Annotated in this window: 20 protein-coding genes; 13 read left to right on the top strand and 7 right to left on the bottom strand. The window is 60.1% G+C overall.

Annotation, left to right across the window (positions count from 1 at the left end):
* Window positions 1-3 precede the first annotated feature (3 nt).
* Window positions 4-843, top strand: coding sequence for an AraC family ligand binding domain-containing protein (locus tag AC1RP7_RS05315; RefSeq protein ID WP_493181368.1), 840 nt, complete (start codon window positions 4-6; stop codon window positions 841-843).
* Window positions 844-974: 131 nt separating this feature from the next.
* Here AC1RP7_RS05315 and AC1RP7_RS05310 read toward each other — a convergent pair whose 3' ends face one another.
* Both AC1RP7_RS05310 and AC1RP7_RS05305 read right to left on the bottom strand, forming a co-directional pair.
* Window positions 975-1,829, bottom strand: coding sequence for a sulfurtransferase (locus AC1RP7_RS05310; protein WP_493181369.1), 855 nt, complete (start codon window positions 1,827-1,829; stop codon window positions 975-977).
* A gap of 32 nt (window positions 1,830-1,861) precedes the next feature.
* Window positions 1,862-2,533 (bottom strand): TetR/AcrR family transcriptional regulator, encoded by a 672-nt coding sequence (locus AC1RP7_RS05305; RefSeq protein WP_057712900.1) that lies wholly within the window; start codon window positions 2,531-2,533, stop codon window positions 1,862-1,864.
* Window positions 2,534-2,678: 145 nt separating this feature from the next.
* On the opposite strand from AC1RP7_RS05305, the gene AC1RP7_RS05300 reads away from it, so the two are divergent.
* From AC1RP7_RS05300 to AC1RP7_RS05280, 5 genes are all read left to right on the top strand, one after another.
* Entirely contained in the window at window positions 2,679-4,109 is a 1,431-nt protein-coding gene (locus AC1RP7_RS05300) for a coniferyl aldehyde dehydrogenase (RefSeq protein WP_057712899.1), read from the top strand.
* Between the two features lie 28 nt (window positions 4,110-4,137).
* Entirely contained in the window at window positions 4,138-4,683 is a 546-nt protein-coding gene (locus AC1RP7_RS05295) for a twin-arginine translocation pathway signal protein (protein WP_150814813.1), read from the top strand.
* 140 nt (window positions 4,684-4,823) lie between these two features.
* The gene (locus tag AC1RP7_RS05290; protein ID WP_493181370.1) at window positions 4,824-6,419 is read left to right on the top strand and encodes a GMC family oxidoreductase; all 1,596 of its coding nucleotides are present in this window, start codon (window positions 4,824-4,826) and stop codon (window positions 6,417-6,419) included.
* 115 nt (window positions 6,420-6,534) lie between these two features.
* The gene (gene coaD, locus AC1RP7_RS05285; protein ID WP_046039203.1) at window positions 6,535-7,014 is read left to right on the top strand and encodes a pantetheine-phosphate adenylyltransferase; all 480 of its coding nucleotides are present in this window, start codon (window positions 6,535-6,537) and stop codon (window positions 7,012-7,014) included.
* Between the two features lie 171 nt (window positions 7,015-7,185).
* Complete coding sequence (locus AC1RP7_RS05280) at window positions 7,186-7,437, top strand: YfhL family 4Fe-4S dicluster ferredoxin (RefSeq protein WP_003195146.1); 252 nt, start codon at window positions 7,186-7,188, stop codon at window positions 7,435-7,437.
* 135 nt (window positions 7,438-7,572) lie between these two features.
* Here the strand turns inward: AC1RP7_RS05280 and mutM are convergent, their stop codons facing one another.
* Together mutM and AC1RP7_RS05270 are read right to left on the bottom strand one after the other, a co-directional pair.
* The gene (mutM, locus tag AC1RP7_RS05275; RefSeq protein ID WP_057712896.1) at window positions 7,573-8,385 is read right to left on the bottom strand and encodes a bifunctional DNA-formamidopyrimidine glycosylase/DNA-(apurinic or apyrimidinic site) lyase; all 813 of its coding nucleotides are present in this window, start codon (window positions 8,383-8,385) and stop codon (window positions 7,573-7,575) included.
* Window positions 8,386-8,427: 42 nt separating this feature from the next.
* Window positions 8,428-9,297, bottom strand: coding sequence for an HDOD domain-containing protein (locus AC1RP7_RS05270; protein ID WP_090451968.1), 870 nt, complete (start codon window positions 9,295-9,297; stop codon window positions 8,428-8,430).
* 153 nt (window positions 9,298-9,450) lie between these two features.
* Between AC1RP7_RS05270 and AC1RP7_RS05265 the strand changes: the two genes are divergently transcribed.
* From AC1RP7_RS05265 to ilvD, 4 genes are all read left to right on the top strand, one after another.
* Window positions 9,451-10,647: a class I SAM-dependent rRNA methyltransferase gene (locus AC1RP7_RS05265; RefSeq protein ID WP_057398123.1), complete on the top strand. Its 1,197-nt coding sequence runs from the start codon at window positions 9,451-9,453 to the stop codon at window positions 10,645-10,647.
* A gap of 252 nt (window positions 10,648-10,899) precedes the next feature.
* Complete coding sequence (locus tag AC1RP7_RS05260; RefSeq protein ID WP_493181371.1) at window positions 10,900-12,096, top strand: MFS transporter; 1,197 nt, start codon at window positions 10,900-10,902, stop codon at window positions 12,094-12,096.
* 204 nt (window positions 12,097-12,300) lie between these two features.
* Window positions 12,301-12,759, top strand: coding sequence for an REP-associated tyrosine transposase (locus tag AC1RP7_RS05255; RefSeq protein ID WP_493181372.1), 459 nt, complete (start codon window positions 12,301-12,303; stop codon window positions 12,757-12,759).
* A 348-nt stretch (window positions 12,760-13,107) separates the two neighbouring features.
* Window positions 13,108-14,949, top strand: coding sequence for a dihydroxy-acid dehydratase (gene ilvD / locus AC1RP7_RS05250; protein WP_057712890.1), 1,842 nt, complete (start codon window positions 13,108-13,110; stop codon window positions 14,947-14,949).
* Between the two features lie 180 nt (window positions 14,950-15,129).
* Here the strand turns inward: ilvD and AC1RP7_RS05245 are convergent, their stop codons facing one another.
* Together AC1RP7_RS05245 and AC1RP7_RS05240 are read right to left on the bottom strand one after the other, a co-directional pair.
* Entirely contained in the window at window positions 15,130-15,417 is a 288-nt protein-coding gene (locus tag AC1RP7_RS05245) for a DUF6124 family protein (protein ID WP_057712889.1), read from the bottom strand.
* Window positions 15,418-15,956: 539 nt separating this feature from the next.
* Entirely contained in the window at window positions 15,957-17,012 is a 1,056-nt protein-coding gene (locus AC1RP7_RS05240; protein ID WP_407516158.1) for an HAD family hydrolase, read from the bottom strand.
* 242 nt (window positions 17,013-17,254) lie between these two features.
* Between AC1RP7_RS05240 and AC1RP7_RS05235 the strand changes: the two genes are divergently transcribed.
* Window positions 17,255-18,646 carry an L-cystine transporter gene (locus tag AC1RP7_RS05235; protein ID WP_154863375.1) on the top strand — a complete coding sequence of 464 codons (1,392 nt, stop codon included), beginning with the start codon at window positions 17,255-17,257 and terminating at the stop codon, window positions 18,644-18,646.
* 130 nt (window positions 18,647-18,776) lie between these two features.
* Here AC1RP7_RS05235 and AC1RP7_RS05230 read toward each other — a convergent pair whose 3' ends face one another.
* On the bottom strand, window positions 18,777-19,289 hold the full coding sequence (locus AC1RP7_RS05230) for a dihydrofolate reductase (protein ID WP_493181373.1): 513 nt from the start codon (window positions 19,287-19,289) through the stop codon (window positions 18,777-18,779).
* Window positions 19,290-19,374: 85 nt separating this feature from the next.
* Here AC1RP7_RS05230 and AC1RP7_RS05225 point away from each other — a divergent pair, with 85 nt between their 5' ends.
* Both AC1RP7_RS05225 and AC1RP7_RS05220 read left to right on the top strand, forming a co-directional pair.
* Window positions 19,375-20,745, top strand: coding sequence for a DUF2868 domain-containing protein (locus AC1RP7_RS05225; protein ID WP_493181374.1), 1,371 nt, complete (start codon window positions 19,375-19,377; stop codon window positions 20,743-20,745).
* Window positions 20,738-22,102: a GTPase/DUF3482 domain-containing protein gene (locus AC1RP7_RS05220; protein WP_493181375.1), complete on the top strand. Its 1,365-nt coding sequence runs from the start codon at window positions 20,738-20,740 to the stop codon at window positions 22,100-22,102. The genes AC1RP7_RS05225 and AC1RP7_RS05220 overlap by 8 nt, the downstream gene beginning before the upstream one ends.
* The last annotated feature ends 3 nt before the right edge of the window (window positions 22,103-22,105 follow it).

The following is a 22,105-nucleotide window of genomic DNA, read 5'->3' as shown; positions in this document are numbered from 1 at the left end:
ATCATGGACGCTGACCAAGGCGAATCAATCCACTTCTGGCAAACCCCGCCACTGGCCGGGGTCGAGTTATTGTCCGCTCGCTACATCGACCATCGTTTCGCCCCACATGTGCATGACGGCTATGTGATCGGCATGATCATGGCCGGCGCCCAGCGTTATCGCTATCGCGGCGCCGAACACCTGGCAGGCAGCGGCACGCTGGTGCTGATCAACCCTGATGAACTGCACACCGGTCACAAAGGCACCGAGGATGGCTGGCTTTACCGGGCGTTCTATCCGGACAGCGGGCAGATGACCTCGCTGCTGGCCGAACTCGAACTGCCAACCCACCACTTGCCGGCCTTCGGTGCCACGCTGTATCGCGACCAGGATCTGGTGAACGGCTTCTGCCAACTTCACCGCTTGCTGGAAAGCCCCGCCAGCGCATTGCAGCAACAAACGGTCTGGCGTGAACTGGTGCTGTCGCTGTTGCAGCGTCATGCGGCGGTGCCTGATGCCGGCAAACCCGGCAAGGAACACCGTGCCGTGAGCCTGGCCAAGGAATTGCTGCACTCGCAATTGGCAGATCCGCCTTCACTGGAAGCGCTGGCGACGGCGGTCAATCTCTCGCCATTCCATTTCGCCCGGGTGTTCCGCCGGGCCACCGGTATGCCGCCGCACACCTGGCTGATGCAACAGCGCATCGCCCGGGCGCGGGCGTTGCTGCAAAGTGGTTGTCTGCCGCTGGAAGTCGCGATGCAACTGGGGTTTGCCGACCAGAGCCATCTGAGCCGGCAGTTCAAGCAGGTGTATGGGGTTGGACCGGGGGCGTATCGCAGTGCAAAGCGGGGACTTGAGGCTTGATGAGGTCTCACAAACCCCATCCATTCCCGTGGGAGCGAGCTTGCTCGCGATGGCGGCTTAACAATCAGCATCAGTATTGAATGTAATGGCCCCATCGCGAGCAAGCTCGCTCCCACAAGGTTTCGTGGCGTTCATTCGCCGGTGGCAATGCCCCGCGCAGGCTCGTTGATCCACTCGCTCCACGACCCGGCATACAACGAACCCAACGGATAACCGGCCAGACACAACGCAAACAGGTTGTGGCACGCCGTCACGCCGGAACCGCAGTACGCCACCAGATCATTTGGCGAACGATCGCCCAGTTTCGCGGCAAAACGCTGCTTGAGCTGATCGACCGGCAGAAAACGTCCGTCGCTGCCCAGGTTCTCGGTAAACGCAGCACACTGGGCGCCGGGGATGTGCCCGGCAATCGGATCGATCGGTTCCACCTCACCCTTGAAGCGCGGCAGTGCGCGGGCATCGAGCAGGGTCAGTTCCGGCCGTGCAAGGCGCTTTTGCAGCTGCTCGGCACTGATCAGCAACGCCGTATCAGGACTGCCGGTGAAGGAACCACAGGGAATCGCCGGCGCATCCAGACTCAGCGGCAAACCGGCCGCGTGCCAGGCCTTCAGACCGCCATCAAGGATGAACACACCGTCGCGCTTGCCCAACCATGCCAGCAACCACCAGGCCCGCGCCGCATAGGCCCCCGGACCGTCGTCATACAGAACCACTTCGCTATCGGCATTGATGCCAAAGGCTTGCAGGCGCTCGATCAGTTGCGCCGGCTCGGGTAACGGATGACGCCCGGTCACGCCCTTGACCACGGCGCCACTCAGGTCACGCTCGAGGTCGGCATAGCTCGAACCGGCGATGTGCCCTTCGGCATAGCTGCGCTGACCGTAATCCGGGTCTTCGAGGGCAAAACGACAATCCAGAATCACCAGCCCCGGCCGGTCCTTTTTCAGGTCCAGTGCTTGCGGGCTGATCAGTTGCGCAATGGGCATAGCGGGCTCCTGTGATTAACTCGGCCTTGATCCTACTGTACTTCTTCCAGTGCCTGGGCCAGGGGCACGTAAAACTCTTCGAACAAGGCGCTGACCGCATCGCGGGCCTGGTCCGTAACGAACCCGGCCTCCAGCACCAGCACCTGATACACCCCGCGTTTAATGGCCTGCTCGCTCAAGTGGCTGGAGTTCTCCCGCGTGGTGCACAGGAAGCGCACCCAGGACGTGAGGATGATCCAGGCATTGAGCGTCAAGGATTCGATCTGCACCTTGTCCATCTTCAGGATGCCGGCGGCGACGAAACCTTCGTAGATCGCCCCCCCCTGTATCAGGCAGCGCTGGGAGAAGCGTCGATAGCGGTCGGCCAGGTCCGGATCGCTGTCGAGCAAATGTTCGAGATCGCGATGCAGAAACCGGTAGCGCCACATCGCCGACAGCAGCTCCTTGAGGTAGAAGCGTTTGTCTTCCACCGTGGCGGCACGGCCCTGGGGCGGGCGCAGGAAGCTGTCCACCAGGCTTTCGTACTCGCTGAACAGCACCGCGATGATCGCCTGCTTGTTCGGGAAGTGGTAGTACAGGTTGCCCGGGGAAATTTCCATATGGGCAGCGATGTGGTTGGTACTGATGCTGCGCTCGCCCTGCTGGTTGAACAGCTCCAGGCTGTTCTGCACGATGCGCTCGCTGGTTTTGATCCGTGGGGCCATGGCTTGAGCTTTAATTCAGAGTGCGTTGACGGGCATCTTAGATCTATCCGCGAGCGGATAAAACAAAGCTGTTCCAGGATGTCATTTGACTTTTTAGAGCATAGACTCTAAAAAGTGCTTCATTACAATAAATCCGGAGCCGACCATGACTGCTGAAATTTCCTACCTGCAGAACCTACAGCAGCCGCTGGAAGAGCTTCAGGCCCTGTTCGACGCCCAGCGTGCCGCGTACGCCGCCAACCCGATGCCACCGGCCGCGCAGCGCCAGCAATGGCTCAAGGCGCTAAAGGATTTGTTGAACAATGAACGCCAGGCCCTGATCGATGCGATCAGCCAGGACTTCAGCCATCGCAGCGCCGATGAAACCCTGCTCGCGGAACTGATGCCCAGCCTGCACGGCATCCATTACGCCAGCAAACACCTCAAGGGCTGGATGCGAGCCTCGCGACGCAAGGTGGGCGCCGCTTTCCAGCCGGCTTCGGCCAAAGTGGTTTACCAACCGCTGGGCGTGGTCGGGGTCATCGTGCCGTGGAACTACCCGTTGTATCTGGCCATCGGTCCGTTGGTCGGCGCGCTGTCGGCGGGCAATCGGGTGATGCTCAAGCTCAGTGAGTCGACCCCCGCGACCGGCTTGCTGATGAAGCAACTGCTGGCGCGGATATTCCCCGAAGACCTGGTTTGCGTGGTCCTGGGCGAGGCTGATATGGGCGTGGCGTTTTCACGCCTGCCGTTCGATCACCTGCTGTTCACTGGCGCCACCAGCATTGGCAAACACGTCATGCGCGCCGCCGCGGAAAACCTGACCCCGGTGACCCTGGAGCTGGGCGGCAAATCCCCGGCCATCGTTTCCCGGGATGTGCCGCTCAAGGACGCCGCCGAACGCATCGCCTTCGGCAAGACCCTGAATGCCGGCCAGACCTGCGTGGCCCCGGACTATGTGCTGGTGCCGGAGAATCGCGTCGGAGGTTTCGTCGAAGCCTATCGCACAGCCGTCCGTGGGTTTTATCCGACGCTGGCCGACAACCCGGACTACACCGCGATCATCAATGAGCGACAGCTGGCGCGTCTCAACGGTTACGTCAGTGACGCCACCAGCAAGGGTGCGTTGCTGATGCCGCTGTTCGACCAGGGCCAGGGCCGCCGCATGAGCCATAGCCTGCTGCTCAATGTCACGGACGAGATGACGGTGATGCAGGACGAAATCTTCGGGCCGCTGCTGCCGATCGTGCCGTACAAGGATCTGGAGCAGGCATTTGCCTACATCAACCAGCGCCCTCGCCCACTGGCGCTGTATTACTTCGGCTACGACAAACGCGAACAACAGCGCGTGTTGCACGAAACCCATTCCGGCGGCGTGTGCCTGAACGACACCCTGCTGCACGTCGCCCAGGACGACATGCCGTTTGGCGGCATTGGTGCCTCGGGCATGGGCCACTATCACGGACATGAAGGGTTCCTGACCTTCAGCAAAGCCAAGGGCGTGTTGATCAAACAACGGTTCAACGCCGCGAAGTTGATCTATCCGCCGTACGGCAAGTCGATTCAGAAGCTGATCCAGAAGCTGTTCATCCGCTAACGATAATCACCGTCGGGTAATAACAATAATGACTCCCAGCCTGTCCGATACACCCGCGCTGTCACGGCGCGGGTTGCTTAAATTCAGCCTCGGCGCCACAGCTTTCCTCGCCACCGCCGGACTCGGAGCCAGCCTCAGCGGCTGTTCGTCGAGCGTCCCGGCCAATGGCTTCGTCACGTTACGCAGCGGCGACCTGCTGTTTTTGCGGGCGTTGATCCCGGTCATGCTCGAGGGTGCCGTGACCGCCGAACGGATGCCCGAGGCTGTCGATGGCACGCTGAAAAGCCTGGATTACAGCCTGGCCCACCTGTCGCCGGAAATGCTCAAGCTGACTCAACAACTGTTCGATGTGCTGGGAATGGCCGTGACCCGCGGACCGCTGACCGGGATCTGGGGCAGTTGGGAAAACGCCAGTGCCAACGACATCCGAGCTTTTCTCGATCGCTGGGAAAACAGCTCGTTGAGCCTGTTGCGCATGGGCCACAGCTCCTTGCTGCAACTGGTGATGATGGCCTGGTACGGCCGCAAGGAATCGTGGGCGCATTGCGGGTATCCCGGGCCGCCAACCGTCTGAAAGCAAATCGACCCCATCGCGAGCAAGCTCGCTCCCACACTGACCGTGTGAACACTGGAGGTCCCCTGTGGGAGCGAGCTTGCTCGCGATAGCGTCAGCCGCTTCACCGCCTACTCCAACAATAAAAAGAGAATCCGAAAATGCCCGTACCCGATCCGTTCCGCGAAGGCATGGCCCGAGGCTGGAAAACCTACAACGGCTCGCAACTGACCCAGGACCTTACACTCGAAGCGGACGTGGCGATCATCGGCAGCGGTGCCGGCGGCGGCACCACCGCCGAAATCCTCAGCGCAGCCGGCTACAAGGTACTGCTGATCGAGGAAGGCCCTCTCAAGACCAGCAGCGACTTCAAGCTGCTCGAAGATGAGGCCTACGCCAACCTTTATCAGGAAGGCATTGGCCGCATGAGCAAGGACGGCGCGATCACCATCCTCCAGGGCCGGGCGGTGGGCGGTACCACGCTGATCAACTGGACCTCCAGTTTCCGTACCCCGGAGCCGACCCTGGAACACTGGGCCAAAGAGCACAACGTCAAGGGCCACAGCCCGGCGGAAATGGCGCCGTGGTTCGAGAAAATGGAGCAACGCCTGGGCGTCGCGCCGTGGATGGTGCCGCCCAACGCCAACAACGATGTGATCCGCAAGGGCTGCGAAGCACTGAATTACTCATGGCACGTCATCCCGCGCAACGTTCGCGGCTGCTGGAACCTCGGATACTGCGGCATGGGCTGCCCGACCAACGCCAAGCAATCGATGATGGTCACCACCATTCCGGCGACACTGGAAAAAGGCGGTGAGCTGCTTTACCTGGCCCGCGCCGAAAAACTCACGATCAGTGGCGACAAGGTCACCGGCCTGCAATGTTCGGCGATGGATGAACGCTGCGTCGCACCGACCGGACGCACCATCACGGTCAAGGCGCGGCATTTCGTGCTGGCCGGTGGCGGCATCAACAGCCCGGCCTTGCTGATGCGTTCCGGGGCACCCGACCCGCACAAGCGCCTGGGCAAACGCACATTCCTGCACCCGGTAAACATGTCCGCCGCGTTGTTCGACGAAGTGGTCAACCCCTTCTACGGCGCGCCGCAGTCGATCTATTCCGACCATTTCCAATGGCAGGACGGCACCACGGGCAAAATGTCCTACAAACTGGAAGTCCCTCCTCTGCACCCGGCGCTGGCCACGACTTTGCTCGGTGGTTTCGGTCAGGAAAACTCGCAACACATGGCCAATCTGGCCCATACCCACGCCATGCTGGCGTTGCTGCGGGACGGTTTTCACCCGGACAGTCCCGGTGGCAGCGTCGAATTGCGCAGCGATGACACGCCGGTGCTGGACTATCAGCTATCACCCTACGCCTGGGATGGATTGCGCCGGGCGTTCCATACCATGGCCGAGATACAGTTTGCCGGTGGCGCCAAGGCCGTGATGCCGATGCACGCCGACGCCCGCTACGTGAAGACCCTCGCCGAAGCGCGCACGCTGATCGACAGCCTGAGCCTGGAGTTATATCGCACACGCCTGGGCAGTGCCCACGTGATGGGCGGTTGCGCCATGGGTGAAGACCCGACAATCGCAGTGACCGACAGCCTCGGCCGGCATCATCAACTGGGCAATCTGTCGATCCACGACGGCTCGCTGTTCCCCACCAGCATTGGCGCCAATCCGCAGCTGTCGGTCTACGGACTGACGGCGCAACTGGCGACATCCCTGGCCGAGCGTTTAAAAAACCCATGAAAATGACGATAATTCCCATCGTCTATAGTGCTTTCTTACCCAACAGGCGACTTGGCCGACCGGGAAGGCTGCGATACCATCCGACTCCCCAACGGATTCCCGCCAGGACGACGCGATGAACCGAGTGTTGTACCCAGGTACCTTCGACCCTATTACCAAGGGCCATGGCGATCTGGTCGAACGCGCCTCGCGCCTGTTCGATCACGTGATCATCGCCGTCGCCGCGAGCCCGAAGAAAAACCCGTTGTTTCCTCTGGAACAACGGGTAGAACTGGCGCGCGAGGTGACTAAACATCTGCCGAACGTTGAAGTCGTCGGCTTCTCGACGCTGCTGGCGCACTTCGCCAAAGAGAAGAATGCCAACGTGTTCCTGCGTGGTTTGCGCGCGGTGTCGGACTTCGAATACGAATTCCAGCTGGCCAACATGAACCGCCAGTTGGCGCCGGACGTGGAAAGCCTGTTCCTGACCCCGTCCGAGCGTTATTCGTTCATTTCCTCGACGCTGGTCCGTGAAATCGCAGCCCTGGGCGGCGATATCACCAAGTTCGTGCACCCTGTGGTGGCGGACGCACTGACCGAACGCTTCAAGAAGTAAACTGTAGGAGCGAGCCTGCTCGCGATGGACGTCAACGATAACGCGGGAAACCTGACACCCCGCGGCGTTCTCAGGTTTTTCGCGAGCAAGCTCGCTCCCACAGCGCCAATGCGGCACAATTAGACGCATTGGTTTATTACGCCCGGGCCTGCCGCCCCGGCTGGAGTTAGCATGTCCCTGATCATCACCGACGATTGCATCAACTGCGACGTCTGCGAACCCGAGTGCCCGAACGCCGCCATTTCCCAAGGCGAAGAGATCTACGTGATCGACCCGAACTTGTGCACCCAGTGTGTCGGCCACTACGACGAACCGCAGTGCCAGCAAGTCTGCCCGGTGGATTGCATTCCACTGGACGAAGCTCATCCGGAGACTGAAGAACAGTTGATGGAGAAGTACCGGAAAATTACCGGCAAGGCTTGAATGATGCAGTGCTCTTTCGGGCCTCATCGCGAGCAAGCTCGCTCCCACACTGGAATTGCATCGTTCACAAAACCCCTGTGGGAGCGAGCTTGCTCGCGATGACGTCATCAGCCTCACTGAAAATCTGACTGACTTTCAGCTCTGACAACGCGGACAAAAAACGCTGGCACGCTGCCCGAGTTTCACTTCCCGCAGGCCCGTGCCACAGACCTTGCAGTGCTCACCACCACGGCCGTACACGAACAGTTCCTGCTGGAAATAACCAGGCTGACCGTCGCCACCGATAAAGTCCCGCAGCGTGGTACCGCCGCGCTCGATAGCGGCCGCCAGGATGCGCTTGATCTCGATGGCCAGCTTCAAGTAACGCGCACGGGAAATGCTCTTGGCTTCGCGACGCGGGTCGATCCCGGCAGCGAACAACGCTTCGGTCGCGTAGATATTGCCGACGCCCACCACTACCGCGTTATCCATGATGAACGGCTTGACCGCCATCGAACGTCCACGGGACAGCTGGAACAGGCGCTCGCCGTCGAACAGGTCGGTCAGCGGCTCAGGCCCCAGGCGGATCAGCAATTCGTGATTGAGCGGGTCGAGGCTCCAGAGCATTGCGCCGAAACGCCGTGGGTCGGTGTAACGCAAGGCCAGGCCCGACTCCAGCTCGATGTCCACATGCTCATGCTTGGCCGCCGGCAGCCCGGCCTCCACCAGACGCAAATTGCCTGACATGCCCAAATGGCTGATCAAGGTGCCGACTTCGGCATTGATCAGCAGGTATTTGGCGCGCCGCTCCACCAGTACGATGCGCTGCCCGGACAACCGCACATCAAGGTCCTCGGGAATTGGCCAGCGCAAGCGGCGTTCACGCACGATCACCCGGCTGACCCGCTGGCCTTCCAGGAACGGCGCGATACCGCGACGGGTGGTTTCGACTTCTGGCAATTCAGGCATGGTGCTCTCGGATCAGGCGCATGGCCTGGAAGGTTCCGACACTCAGCGATGAGTGCCGAGGTCGCGGATCGTCTGTTTGAGGGTCTCGAAGTCGTAGTCCGAGAGGCCGACATAATCGAGCACTAGCGGCGCGATGCTGTTCCACTCATGATCTTCGGCCTGATTGCCCAGCACCCGGTACGACGCGCAAATATGCTCGGCCATCTTCAGGATCGCCAACAGGTTCTTCAACGAACTGTTGCGCGAAGATTCATCGCTGAATATCGCCAGGGCATTGTGATGATTGGCAATCGCAGCACTCACATGTTCCGGCAGACGCCAGGACTTGGCCGTGTAATACCCGACCACCGAGTGATTGGTATTGAACACCTGATTCTCCGTGTCCACCACCCGGCATTCGGCGCTGGCGTTGGCATAGGCCTGCTCCAGAACGCCCATGTAGTCGGGGAAACGCTGGAGCATCAAGGGCACGCCGCAGTCGTGGAACAAACCCAGGGCGTACGCTTCGTCGCCATTTTCAACGCCGATGCGCTTGGCCAGGGTCAGACAGGTCATTGCCACGTCCTGAGCGGTGTCCCAGAAACGGTTCAGGGTGACGATGGTGTCGTCATTCATCTCGCCCTTGATCGACTGTGCATTGATCAGGTTGATGACCGAGCGGCTGCCCAGCAGATTCACCGCACGCTGGATCGAGGCAATCTTGTTGCTCAGGCCGTAATACGGCGAATTGACGATTTTCAGCAAGGAACCGGAAAGGCCCGGATCCTGGGAGATCAGTTTGGCGATGACTTCCAGATCCGGGTCGGGCATGTACTGCTCCATCTGCAAATCCACCATGATTTGCGGCTGGGCCGGTACGCTGATGCCCTGCAGGGCTTGTTGGATCTGTTCGGAAGTCAGCTCTTGGGACATGTGTGCACACTCTGGGTCAGACGGCGATTCTAACCTTTATAAAGTTGGATCCGACATACCAAATCGCAAGACAACCCTCGCCACATGTCCACTTGCAGGCCAATCCGGGGCCTCAACACGCTATACTCCCGCTCTTTTTTCCGGAGCGACGACATGTCCCTGCCTAGCCTGCGCCTCAAAGCCAACGCCGACCGTCGTCTGCGCAACGGTCACTTGTGGGTCTACAGCAACGAAATCGATGTAGCCGCTACGCCTTTGCACGGTTTCAAGGCCGGCGACCAGGCGATCCTCGAAGCCGCCGGCGGCAAGCCGCTGGGCATCGTCGCCATGAGCCCGAACAACCTGATCTGCGCCCGCTTGCTGTCGCGCGACATCAAGCTGCCGCTGGACAAATCGCTGCTGGTGCACCGCCTGAACGTGGCCCTGTCCCTGCGCGAGCGCCTGTTCGACAAGCCGTTCTATCGCCTGGTCTACGGCGATTCCGACCTGCTGCCAGGCCTGGTGGTCGACCGTTTCGGCGACATCCTGGTGGTGCAGATCGCATCGGCGACCATGGAAGCCCATAAAGACGACGTGATCGCGGCGCTGACCCAAGTGCTCAAGCCAAGCGGCATTCTGTTCAAGAACGACTCCGCTGCCCGTGATGCCGAAGGCCTCAACCGCTACGTCGAAACCGTGTTCGGCCTGGTGCCGGAGTGGGTTGCCCTCGAAGAGAACGGCGTGAAGTTCGAAGCCCCGGTCATCCAGGGTCAAAAAACCGGCTGGTTCTACGACCACCGCATGAACCGCGCACGCCTGGCGCCTTATGCCAAGGGCAAGCGCGTACTGGACCTCTACAGCTACATCGGTGGCTGGGGCGTGCAGGCTGCCGCGTTCGGCGCCAGTGAAGTGTTCTGCGTCGATGCGTCGGCCTTCGCCCTCGACGGCGTCGAGCGCAACGCCGCGCTGAACGGCTTCGCCGAAAAAATGACCTGCATCGAAGGCGACGTGTTCGAAGCCCTCAAAGAGCTGAAAGCCAGCGAAGAACGCTTCGACGTGATCGTGGCCGACCCGCCGGCGTTCATCAAACGCAAGAAAGACATGAAAAACGGCGAAGGCGCCTACCGCCGCCTGAACGAACAAGCCATGCGCCTGCTGACCAAGGACGGCATCCTGTTCAGCGCATCCTGCTCGATGCACCTGCCGGAAGACGACCTGCAGAACATCCTGCTGACCAGCGCCCGTCACCTGGATCGCAATATCCAGATGCTGGAACGCGGCGGCCAGGGTCCGGATCATCCAGTGCATCCGGCCATCCCGGAAACCCGCTACATCAAGAGCATTACCTGCCGGTTGCTGCCAAACAGCTAACAACACAGACCACTGTAGGAGCGAGCTTGCTCGCGATGGTCGTCAACGATTACGCGGGGAACCTGATGCCCCGCGGCGTTCTCGGGTTCATCGCGAGCAAGCTCGCTCCTACGGGGTTATTTCCTTCGGGATAATCCCGCATCAAAACGGGAAACTCCCTACAGCGCTTTTGATTGTATTCCCTGCGCCCCAGACTAGTATCGGTTTCTGGTTTCAAGCATGACCGCTTGATCACTCCGGAAAACAAAAACAATGTCTGAGTCCTCTTACCCAGCTCTAAGTGGCGACCTGAAACGCCAACGGGCCTCCCGCTTTATCCTCATTACCAATATTTCGTTAATCAGTTTTTTCCCGCTGAATATCCTCCTGCCTTCTTTTCCTGCCTTGGCCGAGGAATTCAACACTTCAACCGCAGAAATCGCCCTGTCCACCAGCCTGTTCACGCTGGTTTTTGCGATTTCTCAATTAATAACCGGCCCGCTCTCAGATAAGTGGGGGCGTAAGGAAGTTCTTCTTGGTTGCATCGTTGTTTCTACGCTCGGCTCGATAGGGTGCGTGCTGGTTACGAACTATCCGGGCTTCCTGCTATTTCGCGCCATCCAGGCAATCGGATGTGGTTTCTTTGTGCTGGGTCATGCACTGGTGGAAGACTTGTTCGAAGAACAGGATCGGGCCCGAGTGCGAATTTACTACATGACACTGAGCGGCTCCTTTGTTGCACTGTCGCCGCTATTGGGATCATGGTTGCAAACCACGTTCGATTGGCAGGGAAGCTTTTATGGTTTTGCACTCATGGCGCTCGGCATGTTCATCCATGCCCAAGTAATACTGCCCTCCAAAGCAGTCAGCCATCAAAGAACATCCGTTTCCGTGCTACGCACGCTGAAATCCATTGCTGGAAATCGAGACTTCATTCGCTACTGGTGGATTGCCGCATTAGTGTTTGCTTGTTATTTCGCGTTGATCAGCGTAACGCCGCTGATTTTCATGGATGAGTTCAAGTTATCCGAATACCAGTACGCGCTGGTGCTTATGGTGTATGGGTTGGCCTATTTCCTTGGCGGGATAGTTGCCAGCGCCGTGCAGAAACATATCTCCCTCACGCTGCAAATCAACACCGGGCTTGGATTGCTGGGTGTCGCCGGTGTGTTGTTAGCATTGATCGTCCGTTATGAAGCGATGACAACTATCACCCTGCTTATACCGATGCTGATCAGTGCCCTGGCAGTCACCCTGGTGCGACCTGCCGCTATTTCCGCAGCGATGTTGCTGTTCTCAAACAGCGCTGGAACGGCAGCCTCTGCGGGCAATAGCATTATGTTCATCACCGCCGCGCTCAGCAGCGCTGCGCTCGCACAAACCGGGGACAATTTGCTGATGACCATCGCGGTTAGCTTCATCGCCTTCAGCCTTTTGGGGTTGCTGACGAATGCCAGGATAGGGCACTGACTGCAGGAACAGCCTGTCGACGCTTGGTTGCTCGTGATGGTCGTCAACGATAACGCGGGATACCTGGCACCCCGTGGTGTTCTCGGGTTCATCGCGAGCGAGCTCGCTCCTACAGTGCACGACACATCCTGACCCACAGTCGAAGCGGCAACCTCCCATCCCGCGCCTACCGTTTCTCTTCTAACCACAGAAGAGGACAACGGAATGTCCAACACGCCGCAAGCTAACCGTTTACGTACTGGTCGCCGCTCGGAATCCGGTCGCGTCTATCTCCTGACCGCAGTCACCCATGAACGGCAACCGTTCTTCAATGATTTGTACGTTGGACGCTTGGTAGTGAGCGAATTCAGAAGAGCTCATGAAGCCGGCAATGCCACCTCAATAGCCTGGGTGGTCATGCCGGATCACTTTCATTGGCTGGTTGAATTGCACAACGGTGATTTGCCGAAACTGATGCAAGCGGCCAAATCAAGAAGTGCTCGCGCCATCAACCAGCAAAGAGGTCGCCACGAAACGCTATGGCAAAAGGGTTACTTCGACCGGGCCTTGCGTCGCGAGGAAAACCTGAAAGCAGCAGCCCGATACATCATCGCCAACCCTTTGCGTGCCGGACTCGTGACTCGGGTTGGAGACTACCCGCTGTGGGATGCCATGTGGCTCTGATGCACAACGCTAATCCCTGTAGGAGCGAGCTCGCGATGGTGGTCAACGATGACGCGGGAAGCCTGGCACCCCGCGGCGTTCTCGGGTTCATCGCGAGCTCGCTCCTACAGGGGTGGTCGCCGAACGTCTTGTGAATGCTTGCAGCCATTCCCTCCAGCCGCCAGCCGTGTAGAATCGCGAACATTCATCGCCAGTCATCCCCGGCGGGTTTATGAGCTCAAGCTGAAGCGCGCGGCGATCCCGCAAAGTTATCGGCAACTTCCGGACACGCGGCCATTTCTGAGTGTTCCAGACGTCAATAGAAGCTCACTTCCCTTTTGATACCTGATTAGCCGCCCGGAGTGCTTCATGCCTGATTACCGCTCGAAAACATCCACCCACGGCCGCAACATGGCCGGCGCCCGCGCTCTGTGGCGCGCCACGGGGATGAAAGATGACGACTTCAAGAAGCCGATCATCGCCATTGCCAACTCCTTCACCCAGTTCGTACCGGGCCACGTGCACCTGAAAGATCTGGGCCAACTCGTCGCCCGCGAGATCGAACGCGCTGGCGGTGTGGCAAAAGAATTCAACACCATCGCTGTGGACGACGGCATCGCCATGGGCCACGACGGCATGCTGTATTCGCTGCCGAGCCGCGAGATCATCGCCGACTCCGTCGAGTACATGGTCAACGCCCACTGCGCCGACGCCATCGTGTGCATCTCCAACTGCGACAAGATCACCCCTGGCATGCTGATGGCGTCCCTGCGCCTGAACATCCCGGTGATCTTCGTCTCCGGCGGCCCGATGGAAGCCGGCAAGACCAAACTCGCTTCCCACGGCCTCGACCTGGTCGACGCCATGGTGATCGCCGCCGACTCCAGCGCTTCTGATGAGAAAGTCGCCGAGTACGAGCGTAGCGCCTGCCCGACCTGCGGTTCGTGCTCCGGCATGTTCACCGCCAACTCGATGAACTGCCTGGTCGAAGCGCTGGGTCTGGCATTGCCGGGCAACGGTTCGACCCTGGCCACCCACAGCGACCGCGAGCAGCTGTTCCTGCAGGCCGGCCGCACCATCGTCGAGCTGTGCAAGCGTTACTACGGCGAGAACGATCAGTCGGTGTTGCCGCGCAACATCGCCAACTTCCAGGCGTTCGAAAACGCCATGACCCTGGACATCGCCATGGGCGGTTCCACCAACACCATCCTGCACTTGCTGGCCGCAGCCCAGGAAGCCGAGATCGATTTCGACCTGCGCGACATCGACCGTCTTTCTCGCAACGTGCCACAACTGTGCAAGGTCGCGCCGAACATCCAGAAGTACCACATGGAAGACGTGCACCGTGCCGGCGGGATCTTCAGCATCCTCGGTTCGCTGGCCCGTGGCGGTTTGCTGCACACCCAGCTGCCGACCGTGCACAGCCGCAGCATGGAAGAAGCCATCGCCAAGTGGGACATCACCCAGACCAACGACGAAGCCGTGCACCACTTCTTCAAGGCCGGTCCGGCGGGCATCCCGACGCAAACCGCGTTCAGCCAGTCGACCCGTTGGGAAACCCTGGACGACGACCGTGAAAACGGCTGCATCCGCAGTGTCGAGCACGCTTACTCGCAAGAAGGCGGCCTGGCCGTGCTCTACGGCAACATCGCTCTGGATGGCTGCGTGGTGAAAACCGCTGGCGTCGACGAATCGATCCACGTGTTCGAAGGCAACGCGAAGATCTTCGAAAGCCAGGACAGCGCCGTACGCGGCATCCTCGCCGACGAAGTGAAAGAAGGCGACATCGTCATCATTCGCTACGAAGGCCCGAAAGGCGGCCCGGGCATGCAGGAAATGCTCTACCCGACTTCGTACCTGAAATCCAAAGGCCTGGGCAAAGCCTGCGCCCTGCTCACCGACGGCCGTTTCTCCGGCGGCACCTCGGGCCTGTCCATCGGCCACGCTTCGCCTGAAGCAGCTGCCGGCGGCGCGATTGGCCTGGTACAGGACGGCGACAAAGTGCTGATCGACATTCCGAACCGCTCGATCAACCTGTTGGTCAGCGACGAAGAACTGGCGGCACGCCGGGTCGAGCAGGACAAGAAAGGCTGGAAACCGGTGGAAGTGCGTCCACGTAAAGTGACCACCGCCCTGAAAGCCTACGCCCTGCTGGCCACCAGCGCCGACAAGGGTGCTGTGCGTAACAAGGCGATGCTCGACGGGCTGTAAGGCTTAACCGTCGGACAAAAAATGCCCCGCCAAGTGCGGGGCATTTTTGTTTCTGCCAGTCACCTTTCACCTGTAGGAGCGAGCCTGCTCGCGATGGACTGGAGAACGCCGCTGGGTGTCAGGTTTCCAACGTTATCGTTAACGACCATCGCGAGCAGGCTCGCTCCTACAAGGGCAGAACTATTCCTGTGGATCGAGATTATCGAGAGCCTGATTCACCGCCAGCTCGCCCAGCATGATGACCTGCGCAATCCCCAGCATCGTGCTGCGTTGGGAGCCTTCCAGCAGGCCGGCAAAATCGTTGGCCATGACATTGGCCGAGGCGAGTGATTCGCAGGCGTGGGCCAACAGGGTTTCGGTGTCGAGGCCGGGCGCAATCAAGAATGTTCGGCTGGGTTTGCGCGGGGTGGCGTTGATGTGGGCGGAGAGGTTGTTTGATTCGGGAGGATCGGGGGTAATTTTTAGCATTGATAAAACTCCTTACACCATAAGACAAGGAGCCTTCACCCTCGCTACCAAACGAAGGTGGCGGCCATGCGCAGGTTGGTAGACCGGGGTGTAAGGAAACCGGCGCGCCCGAAAGCGCCCTGTGCATGACCACCATAAAAAGCAGAGACGCAAGAACGTCTGCAAATCATGATGCTTTGCACCCTACACAGCCGGGCTACCAAACCCGATCACTGATGTTCAGTGACAGGTAGACGGTAGAGTCCGGGAGTAAGGCGCACAAGCCGGCGGATTCTGGCGTAGTCGTAGTCCCTTACGCAAGAAAGCGTAGGTTGCGACTGTCAGGAGATGGCGATCAAACAGAGGCTTTCATTGCACCGACTGGCCTCATCGCGAGCAAGCTCGCTCCCACAATGGATCTGCGTTGAACACTGGATTGGGGAACAACACCGATCAAACTGTAGGAGCGAGCTTGCTCGCGATGGACGCAAGGACACCGCGTCAAATCAGACAGCACGCGTCATCGTTAACGACCATCGCGAGCAGGCTCGCTCCTACAATTACTGGATTTCTTCAGGCTTGACGATCACCCAGTTCTTGTCGGCAGTCACCGTCATCCCTTCCTTGGCCTGGGCCGCGGCATTCTTGGCCATCATGCCGTTAATCTGGGTCATGTACTTGTCCTTGCGGTTGACCCACAGGTGGATGCCACCCTTGGCCACGTCAACACTGTGGAACAACATGTAACCATCACTGGTCGGGGTATCGCCGCCGACCAGCACCGGTTTTTTCCACTCGTCGATGTAGGTCAGGATTGCCGCGTGCTTGCCGGCCATCCAGGTCGCCGGGGTCCACAGGTACGGGGTCAGTTCAAGGCCGAGGTTGGCCTTCTCGTCATACTTGCCGGCGGTGATCTGCTTGCGCGCAGTGGTCAGCTCGCCAGTCTTCGGGTCCTTGAGCAGCAGCGACACGCCGATCACGTTCTGCGGTTTTACGTTGTAGCCGTACTTCGGGTCGGCCGCGACCATGCGCACCAGCTCTTCGGAGGCGGCGGTCATCACGTAGACCTCAATGCCGTTCTCCATCAGTTTGTTGTACAGCTCTTGCTGGCCCGTGAAGATCTTCGGCGGGTTGACGTCGAGCTTCTTGACCACATCGCCTTCGTAATAAGTGGCCGGTACCGGTTTGCCCGACGCCATCATCTCGTCGACGTAGCCCTTGAGTTCCTTGAGCGTAAAGCCGGAGAACACCTGGGCGACCCATGGATAGCAAACCATGTCGTCGAGTTCACAGAGGCGGTAGTAGTAGCTGAACAGGCTTTCCTTGTGGTCGGCGGTGTCCTTGAACGGCATCAGTTTCAGGGAGGGATCGAGCTTGTCGCGGGTGATCAGGCCCTTGTTCTCCATGAACGGCAGCAACGACTCTTCGAGGTCATAGCGGTAACTGGTGTTGTCCATGTCGAACACCGCGTAGTTACCTTTGTTGGCGTTGGCGGCGATCATCGCGTCCAGTGCCTTAGCCTGATCAGCGGGCCAGTGTTTCAGATCCGTTGCGAAAGCCTGGCCGGCAAGGCCCAGGCAAAGTGCTGCTGCCAGTAATTTCGGTGCGAACTTCATTGGCGTTTCTCCCTGAATGTGAAAGAGATCGACGCTAACAAATAAGTGTGACAGTCCCCGCCTGTCAGCGACCGCCTGTGTCCCTTTCGCGCCAGTTGCATTTCTGACAGCGACATCCGCTTATTCCAAAAACGACGGATACCATACGTTTTTGATATTAATTCATTAGTTTTCAAGCTGTTAGGCTTGCCGGTTCGCAGCTGCCCCGGAAGGCAGCTGGCAAAAGTCTAATGGGAGTTCCAATGAATCTGCCGCTGATTCTCAATCTGCTGGTGTTCCTCGCCCTGCTCCTGGGCCTGGCGCAAACCCGCCACACCACTTGGAGCCTGGCGAAAAAAGTCCTGCTCGCACTGGTGCTGGGCGTGGCATTCGGTGTGGCCTTGCACACTGTCTACGGTGCCGGTAATCCGGTGCTGAAAGCCTCGATCGGCTGGTTCGATCTGGTGGGCAACGGCTATGTGCAATTGCTGCAAATGATCGTGATCCCGCTGGTGTTCGCCTCGATCCTCAGCGCCGTGGCCCGCCTGCACAACGCCTCATCGCTGGGCAAGATCAGCTTCCTGACCATCGGCACGCTGCTGTTCACCACGGCCATCGCGGCGTTGATCGGCATCGGCCTGACCAACCTGTTCGGCCTGACCGCCGAAGGCCTGGTGGCCGGCACCCAGGAAATGGCGCGCCTGCAAACCATCCAGACCGATTACGCCGGCAAGGTCGCCGACCTGAATGTGCCGCAGCTGTTGCTGTCGTTCATTCCGCAAAACCCGTTCGCCGACCTGGCGCGAGCCAAGCCGACGTCGATCATCAGTGTGGTGATTTTCGCTGCGTTCCTGGGTGTCGCGGCGCTACAACTGCTCAAGGATGATGTCGAGAAAGGTCAGAAAGTGATCAACGCCATCGACACCCTGCAAGCCTGGGTGATGCGCCTGGTGCGTCTGGTGATGAAGCTGACCCCGTACGGCGTGCTGGCACTGATGACCAAAGTGGTCGCCGGCTCCAACCTGCAAGACATCATCAAGCTCGGCAGTTTTGTCGTGGTGTCTTACATCGGCCTTGGCCTGATGTTTGTGGTGCATGGCGTGCTGGTGTCGGCCGCCGGGATCAATCCGCTGCGCTTCTTCCGCAAGATCTGGCCGGTGCTGACGTTTGCCTTCACCAGCCGCTCCAGCGCTGCGACGATTCCGTTGAGCATCGAGGCGCAGACCAGTCGTTTGGGCATCCCGCAGTCCATTGCCAGTTTCGCCGCTTCGTTCGGCGCGACCATCGGCCAGAATGGCTGTGCCGGTCTGTACCCGGCGATGTTAGCGGTGATGGTGGCGCCGACCGTGGGCATCAACCCGCTGGACCCGCTGTGGATCGCGACACTGGTGGCGATTGTCACGCTGAGCTCGGCCGGTGTGGCCGGAGTGGGTGGCGGTGCGACGTTTGCGGCGCTGATCGTACTGCCGGCGATGGGCTTGCCGGTGTCACTGGTGGCGTTGCTGATTTCGGTCGAGCCGTTGATTGATATGGGGCGTACGGCGTTGAATGTGAGTGGTTCGATCACGGCTGGGGCGATTACCAGTCAGGTGATGCAGCAGACTGATAAAGAATTGCTGGATGCGGATGAGCATTCGGCGTTGGCGCAGGCTTGAGTAGCGTCAGTTAGACCGCTATCGCGAGCAAGCTCGCTCCCACAGGGATCTGTGGTGTTCACACAATTTGTGATTCACCTCAAAACACTGTGGGAGCGAGCTTGCTCCGGGCGGCGATCCGACGATGCTTTTAAACCTTTTCCCAGACTTCGAAGTTGTAGGCCGGCTTGTCATCCACCGCCGGATTTTCGGTGTTGGAAACCAGCTTCCACTGGCCCAAATCAAATTCCGGAAACCACGCATCCCCTTCCGGGCTCAGTGCCACGCGGGTCAGGTATAACCGATCAGCCTGCGCCAGCCCTTGCGCATACAACTGCGCGCCACCAATCAGCATCAGCTCATCGACGCCCTGTTCCTTCGCCCATGCTTCAGCGCGAACGATGGCGGCTTCCAGCGACGGATAAACCTCCGCACCTTCCAGCACCAGATCCGCCTGACGACTGACCACGATGTTCAAGCGGCCCGGCAACGGGCGGCCGAGGGAATCCCAAGTCTTGCGCCCCATGATGATCGGCTTGCCGAGGGTGGTGGCCTTGAAATATTTGAAGTCCCCCGGCAAGTGCCAGGGCATGCTGTTGTCGACGCCGATCACACGGTTTTCACCGAGGGCTGCGATCAGGCTGAGGGGGAGTGATTTAGTCATGTCGGCGAGGATACCAGAGCCTCGCTTTCGCCGATAAGCGCCACAGCGGTTATGCTCTCAGCTCAATGAAGCGACGGGATGCCGCGTGACTGAACTCAATACCCTCTGGCTGACAGAAACTATCCGCCTGCGCGAAGAACACGCAGGCCCCCTGGAAGACCTTGAAGCCAACCGGCTGGCCCGCAGCGTCGGCGGTGATTTGCCGTCGCGCATTCAACGCCGGGCCCTGTGGCTGGCTGAACGTGATGGCTTGGTTACGGCCCTCAAACACTGGCTGCAAGGCGCACGACTGGCGCTGATCGTAATGGCGGTGCTGGCGGTGATCAGCGGCGCCGGCCTGGCCTTTGCTGCAATGGGCGATGGCCTGCACCCGGTGAATGTGTTCTGGGCCTTGGGCAGCCTGCTCGGGCTCAACCTGATCCTGCTGCTGAGTTGGGCCCTGGGCCTGGCGTTTGCCGGAGAACACGGCGCCAGCCTCGGGCGACTATGGCTGTGGCTAAGTGAAAAACTCGCCCGGGACGCCAAGGCCACGCAACTGGCCCCCGCCCTGCTCCTGTTGTTGCAACGGAAGAAGCTCAATCGCTGGGCCATCGGCGTAGTGGTCAACGGCCTGTGGTTGCTGGCGATGATCAGCGCCTTGGTCATTCTGCTGACACTGATGGCAACCCGGCGCTATGGCTTTGTCTGGGAAACCACCATCCTCAGTGCCGACACCTTTATTGCCGTAACCCAGGCGCTTGGCGCCCTGCCGGCTCTGCTCGGTTTCAGTGTTCCCACCGAGCAGATGATCCGTGCCAGCGGCGACGCCGCACTGAGTATCGAAAGCGCCCGCCAGGCCTGGGCAGCATGGCTGGTTGGCGTTCTGCTGGTTTATGGGATTTTGCCGCGCCTGCTGCTCGCACTGTTTTGCCTGTGGCGCTGGAAATCCGGGCAAACGGCGCTCCGCCTGGATTTGAACCTGCCCGGCTACGCACAGCTTCGCGAACGCTTGATGCCCACCAGCGAGCGTCTCGGCATCAGCGATGCGGCGCCTGAGCAACTGCATCGCGTGGAAAGCGGCGTCAGCGAACAACAAAGTGATGGTGCTCTATTGGTCGCCATCGAGCTGGACGACGACCGCCCGTGGCCACCGCAATTGCCGAAAAACGTGAGCAACGCTGGCATCCTCGACAGCCGCGAATCGCGACACAAACTCCTCGAACAATTGACCCGCTTTCCCCCGGCACGCTTGGCCATTGCGTGCGATCCACGGCGCTCGCCGGATCGCGGCAGCCTGGCCCTGATTGCCGAACTGGCCCGCAGCGCCAGCGCCACCCGCGTGTGGTTGTTGCAGGCGCCCCCCGGTGAAGCGCTGGACGCCGAACGTCTGGGCGACTGGCACGTGGCGCTGCAACAGCTTGAGCTGCCATTTGCCGATTGTGCACCGATGAACTGGCTGGAGACGGGTCATGACTAATCCCCTGAAACTCGCCGTGGTCGGCCACACCAACGTCGGCAAAACCTCACTGCTGCGCACCCTGACCCGCGACGTCGGCTTCGGTGAAGTGTCCCATCGTCCCAGCACCACGCGGCATGTCGAGGGTGCCCGTCTTTCGGTGGACGGCGAGCCGCTGCTCGATCTCTACGACACCCCCGGCCTGGAAGACGCCATCGCCCTGCTCGACTACCTCGAACGACTGGAGCGGCCTGGCGAACGCCTCGACGGCCCGGCGCGGCTGGCGCGTTTCCTGGATGGCAGCGAAGCCCGGCAACGCTTCGAACAGGAGGCCAAAGTGCTCCGCCAGTTGCTGGCGTCGGACGCCGGGCTCTACGTGATCGACGCCCGAGAGCCGGTGCTCGCCAAGTATCGCGACGAGCTGGAAGTGCTGGCCGGTTGCGGCAAGCCCTTGCTGCCGGTGCTGAATTTCGTCAGCAGCGCCAACCACCGCGAACCGGCATGGCGTGAAGCGCTGGCGCGGCTGGGCTTGCATGCCTTGGTGCGCTTCGACAGCGTCGCGCCGCCGGAGGATGGCGAGCGTCGACTCTATGAAAGTCTCGCCCTGCTGCTGGAAACTGCCCGGTCGCAGCTCGAACGACTGATCGCCGATCAGCAAGCCCAGCGTCTGGCTCGCCAACAAAGCGCAGAGCGATTGATTGCCGAATTATTGATCGATTGCGCAGCCTGCCGACGCAGTGTGGTCAGTGAAGCCGAGCAGGAACAACAGGCGATCAGCGAACTGCGCAAAGCCGTGCGCCAGCGTGAGCAGCGTTGCGTCGAGTCCCTGCTCAAGCTGTACGCCTTCCGCCCACAGGATGCCGCGGCCAGTGATTTGCCGCTGCTCGACGGTCGTTGGGGCGACGATTTGTTCAACCCGGAAACCCTGAAACAACTGGGCGTTCGGGTCGGTGGCGGTATCGCCGCAGGTGCCGCTGCCGGGGCCGGGGTCGATTTGCTGGTGGGCGGCATCACGCTAGGCGCGGCGGCATTAGCCGGAGCGATTGCCGGCGGCGCGCTGCAAACCGCCCGCAGTTATGGCAGCCGCTTGCTCGGCAAGATCAAGGGCCAGCGCGAACTGACGGTGGATGACAACGTGCTGCGCCTGTTGGCGTTGCGCCAGCGACAATTGCTGCAAGCGCTCAATGCCCGTGGGCACGCGGCGATGGACAGTATTCAGGTGGCCACGCCACAGGATAAAACCTGGCGCGAAGGCAAACTGCCCGAGGCCCTGAACAAGGCGCGGGCGCATCCGCAGTGGTCGTCGCTCAATGCGCATCCGAAGTTGAATCAGGCGGAGCGCCAAGAGCAGGTTGAGGTGTTGGCGCAGCAGCTTTGATAC

The sequence above is a fragment of the Pseudomonas sp. GW822-FHT01E03 genome, assembly GCF_058802985.1.
This window is presented reverse-complemented; position numbering and strand designations above follow the sequence as displayed.

Excerpts from the sequence above, each read along its gene's own strand:
- mutM (WP_057712896.1), bottom strand. The coding sequence starts at position 8,385 with ATGCCTGAATTGCCAGAAGTCGAAACCACCCGTCGCGGTATCGCGCCG.
- AC1RP7_RS05235 (WP_154863375.1), top strand. The coding sequence starts at position 17,255 with ATGAATCTGCCGCTGATTCTCAATCTGCTGGTGTTCCTCGCCCTGCTC.
- AC1RP7_RS05315 (WP_493181368.1), top strand. The coding sequence starts at position 4 with ATGGACGCTGACCAAGGCGAATCAATCCACTTCTGGCAAACCCCGCCA.
- coaD (WP_046039203.1), top strand. The coding sequence starts at position 6,535 with ATGAACCGAGTGTTGTACCCAGGTACCTTCGACCCTATTACCAAGGGC.
- AC1RP7_RS05230 (WP_493181373.1), bottom strand. The coding sequence starts at position 19,289 with ATGACTAAATCACTCCCCCTCAGCCTGATCGCAGCCCTCGGTGAAAAC.
- AC1RP7_RS05310 (WP_493181369.1), bottom strand. The coding sequence starts at position 1,829 with ATGCCCATTGCGCAACTGATCAGCCCGCAAGCACTGGACCTGAAAAAG.
- AC1RP7_RS05295 (WP_150814813.1), top strand. The coding sequence starts at position 4,138 with ATGACTCCCAGCCTGTCCGATACACCCGCGCTGTCACGGCGCGGGTTG.
- AC1RP7_RS05220 (WP_493181375.1), top strand. The coding sequence starts at position 20,738 with ATGACTAATCCCCTGAAACTCGCCGTGGTCGGCCACACCAACGTCGGC.
- ilvD (WP_057712890.1), top strand. The coding sequence starts at position 13,108 with ATGCCTGATTACCGCTCGAAAACATCCACCCACGGCCGCAACATGGCC.
- AC1RP7_RS05240 (WP_407516158.1), bottom strand. The coding sequence starts at position 17,012 with ATGAAGTTCGCACCGAAATTACTGGCAGCAGCACTTTGCCTGGGCCTT.
- AC1RP7_RS05305 (WP_057712900.1), bottom strand. The coding sequence starts at position 2,533 with ATGGCCCCACGGATCAAAACCAGCGAGCGCATCGTGCAGAACAGCCTG.
- AC1RP7_RS05290 (WP_493181370.1), top strand. The coding sequence starts at position 4,824 with ATGCCCGTACCCGATCCGTTCCGCGAAGGCATGGCCCGAGGCTGGAAA.
- AC1RP7_RS05255 (WP_493181372.1), top strand. The coding sequence starts at position 12,301 with ATGTCCAACACGCCGCAAGCTAACCGTTTACGTACTGGTCGCCGCTCG.
- AC1RP7_RS05270 (WP_090451968.1), bottom strand. The coding sequence starts at position 9,297 with ATGTCCCAAGAGCTGACTTCCGAACAGATCCAACAAGCCCTGCAGGGC.
- AC1RP7_RS05265 (WP_057398123.1), top strand. The coding sequence starts at position 9,451 with ATGTCCCTGCCTAGCCTGCGCCTCAAAGCCAACGCCGACCGTCGTCTG.
- AC1RP7_RS05260 (WP_493181371.1), top strand. The coding sequence starts at position 10,900 with ATGTCTGAGTCCTCTTACCCAGCTCTAAGTGGCGACCTGAAACGCCAA.
- AC1RP7_RS05280 (WP_003195146.1), top strand. The coding sequence starts at position 7,186 with ATGTCCCTGATCATCACCGACGATTGCATCAACTGCGACGTCTGCGAA.
- AC1RP7_RS05245 (WP_057712889.1), bottom strand. The coding sequence starts at position 15,417 with ATGCTAAAAATTACCCCCGATCCTCCCGAATCAAACAACCTCTCCGCC.
- AC1RP7_RS05300 (WP_057712899.1), top strand. The coding sequence starts at position 2,679 with ATGACTGCTGAAATTTCCTACCTGCAGAACCTACAGCAGCCGCTGGAA.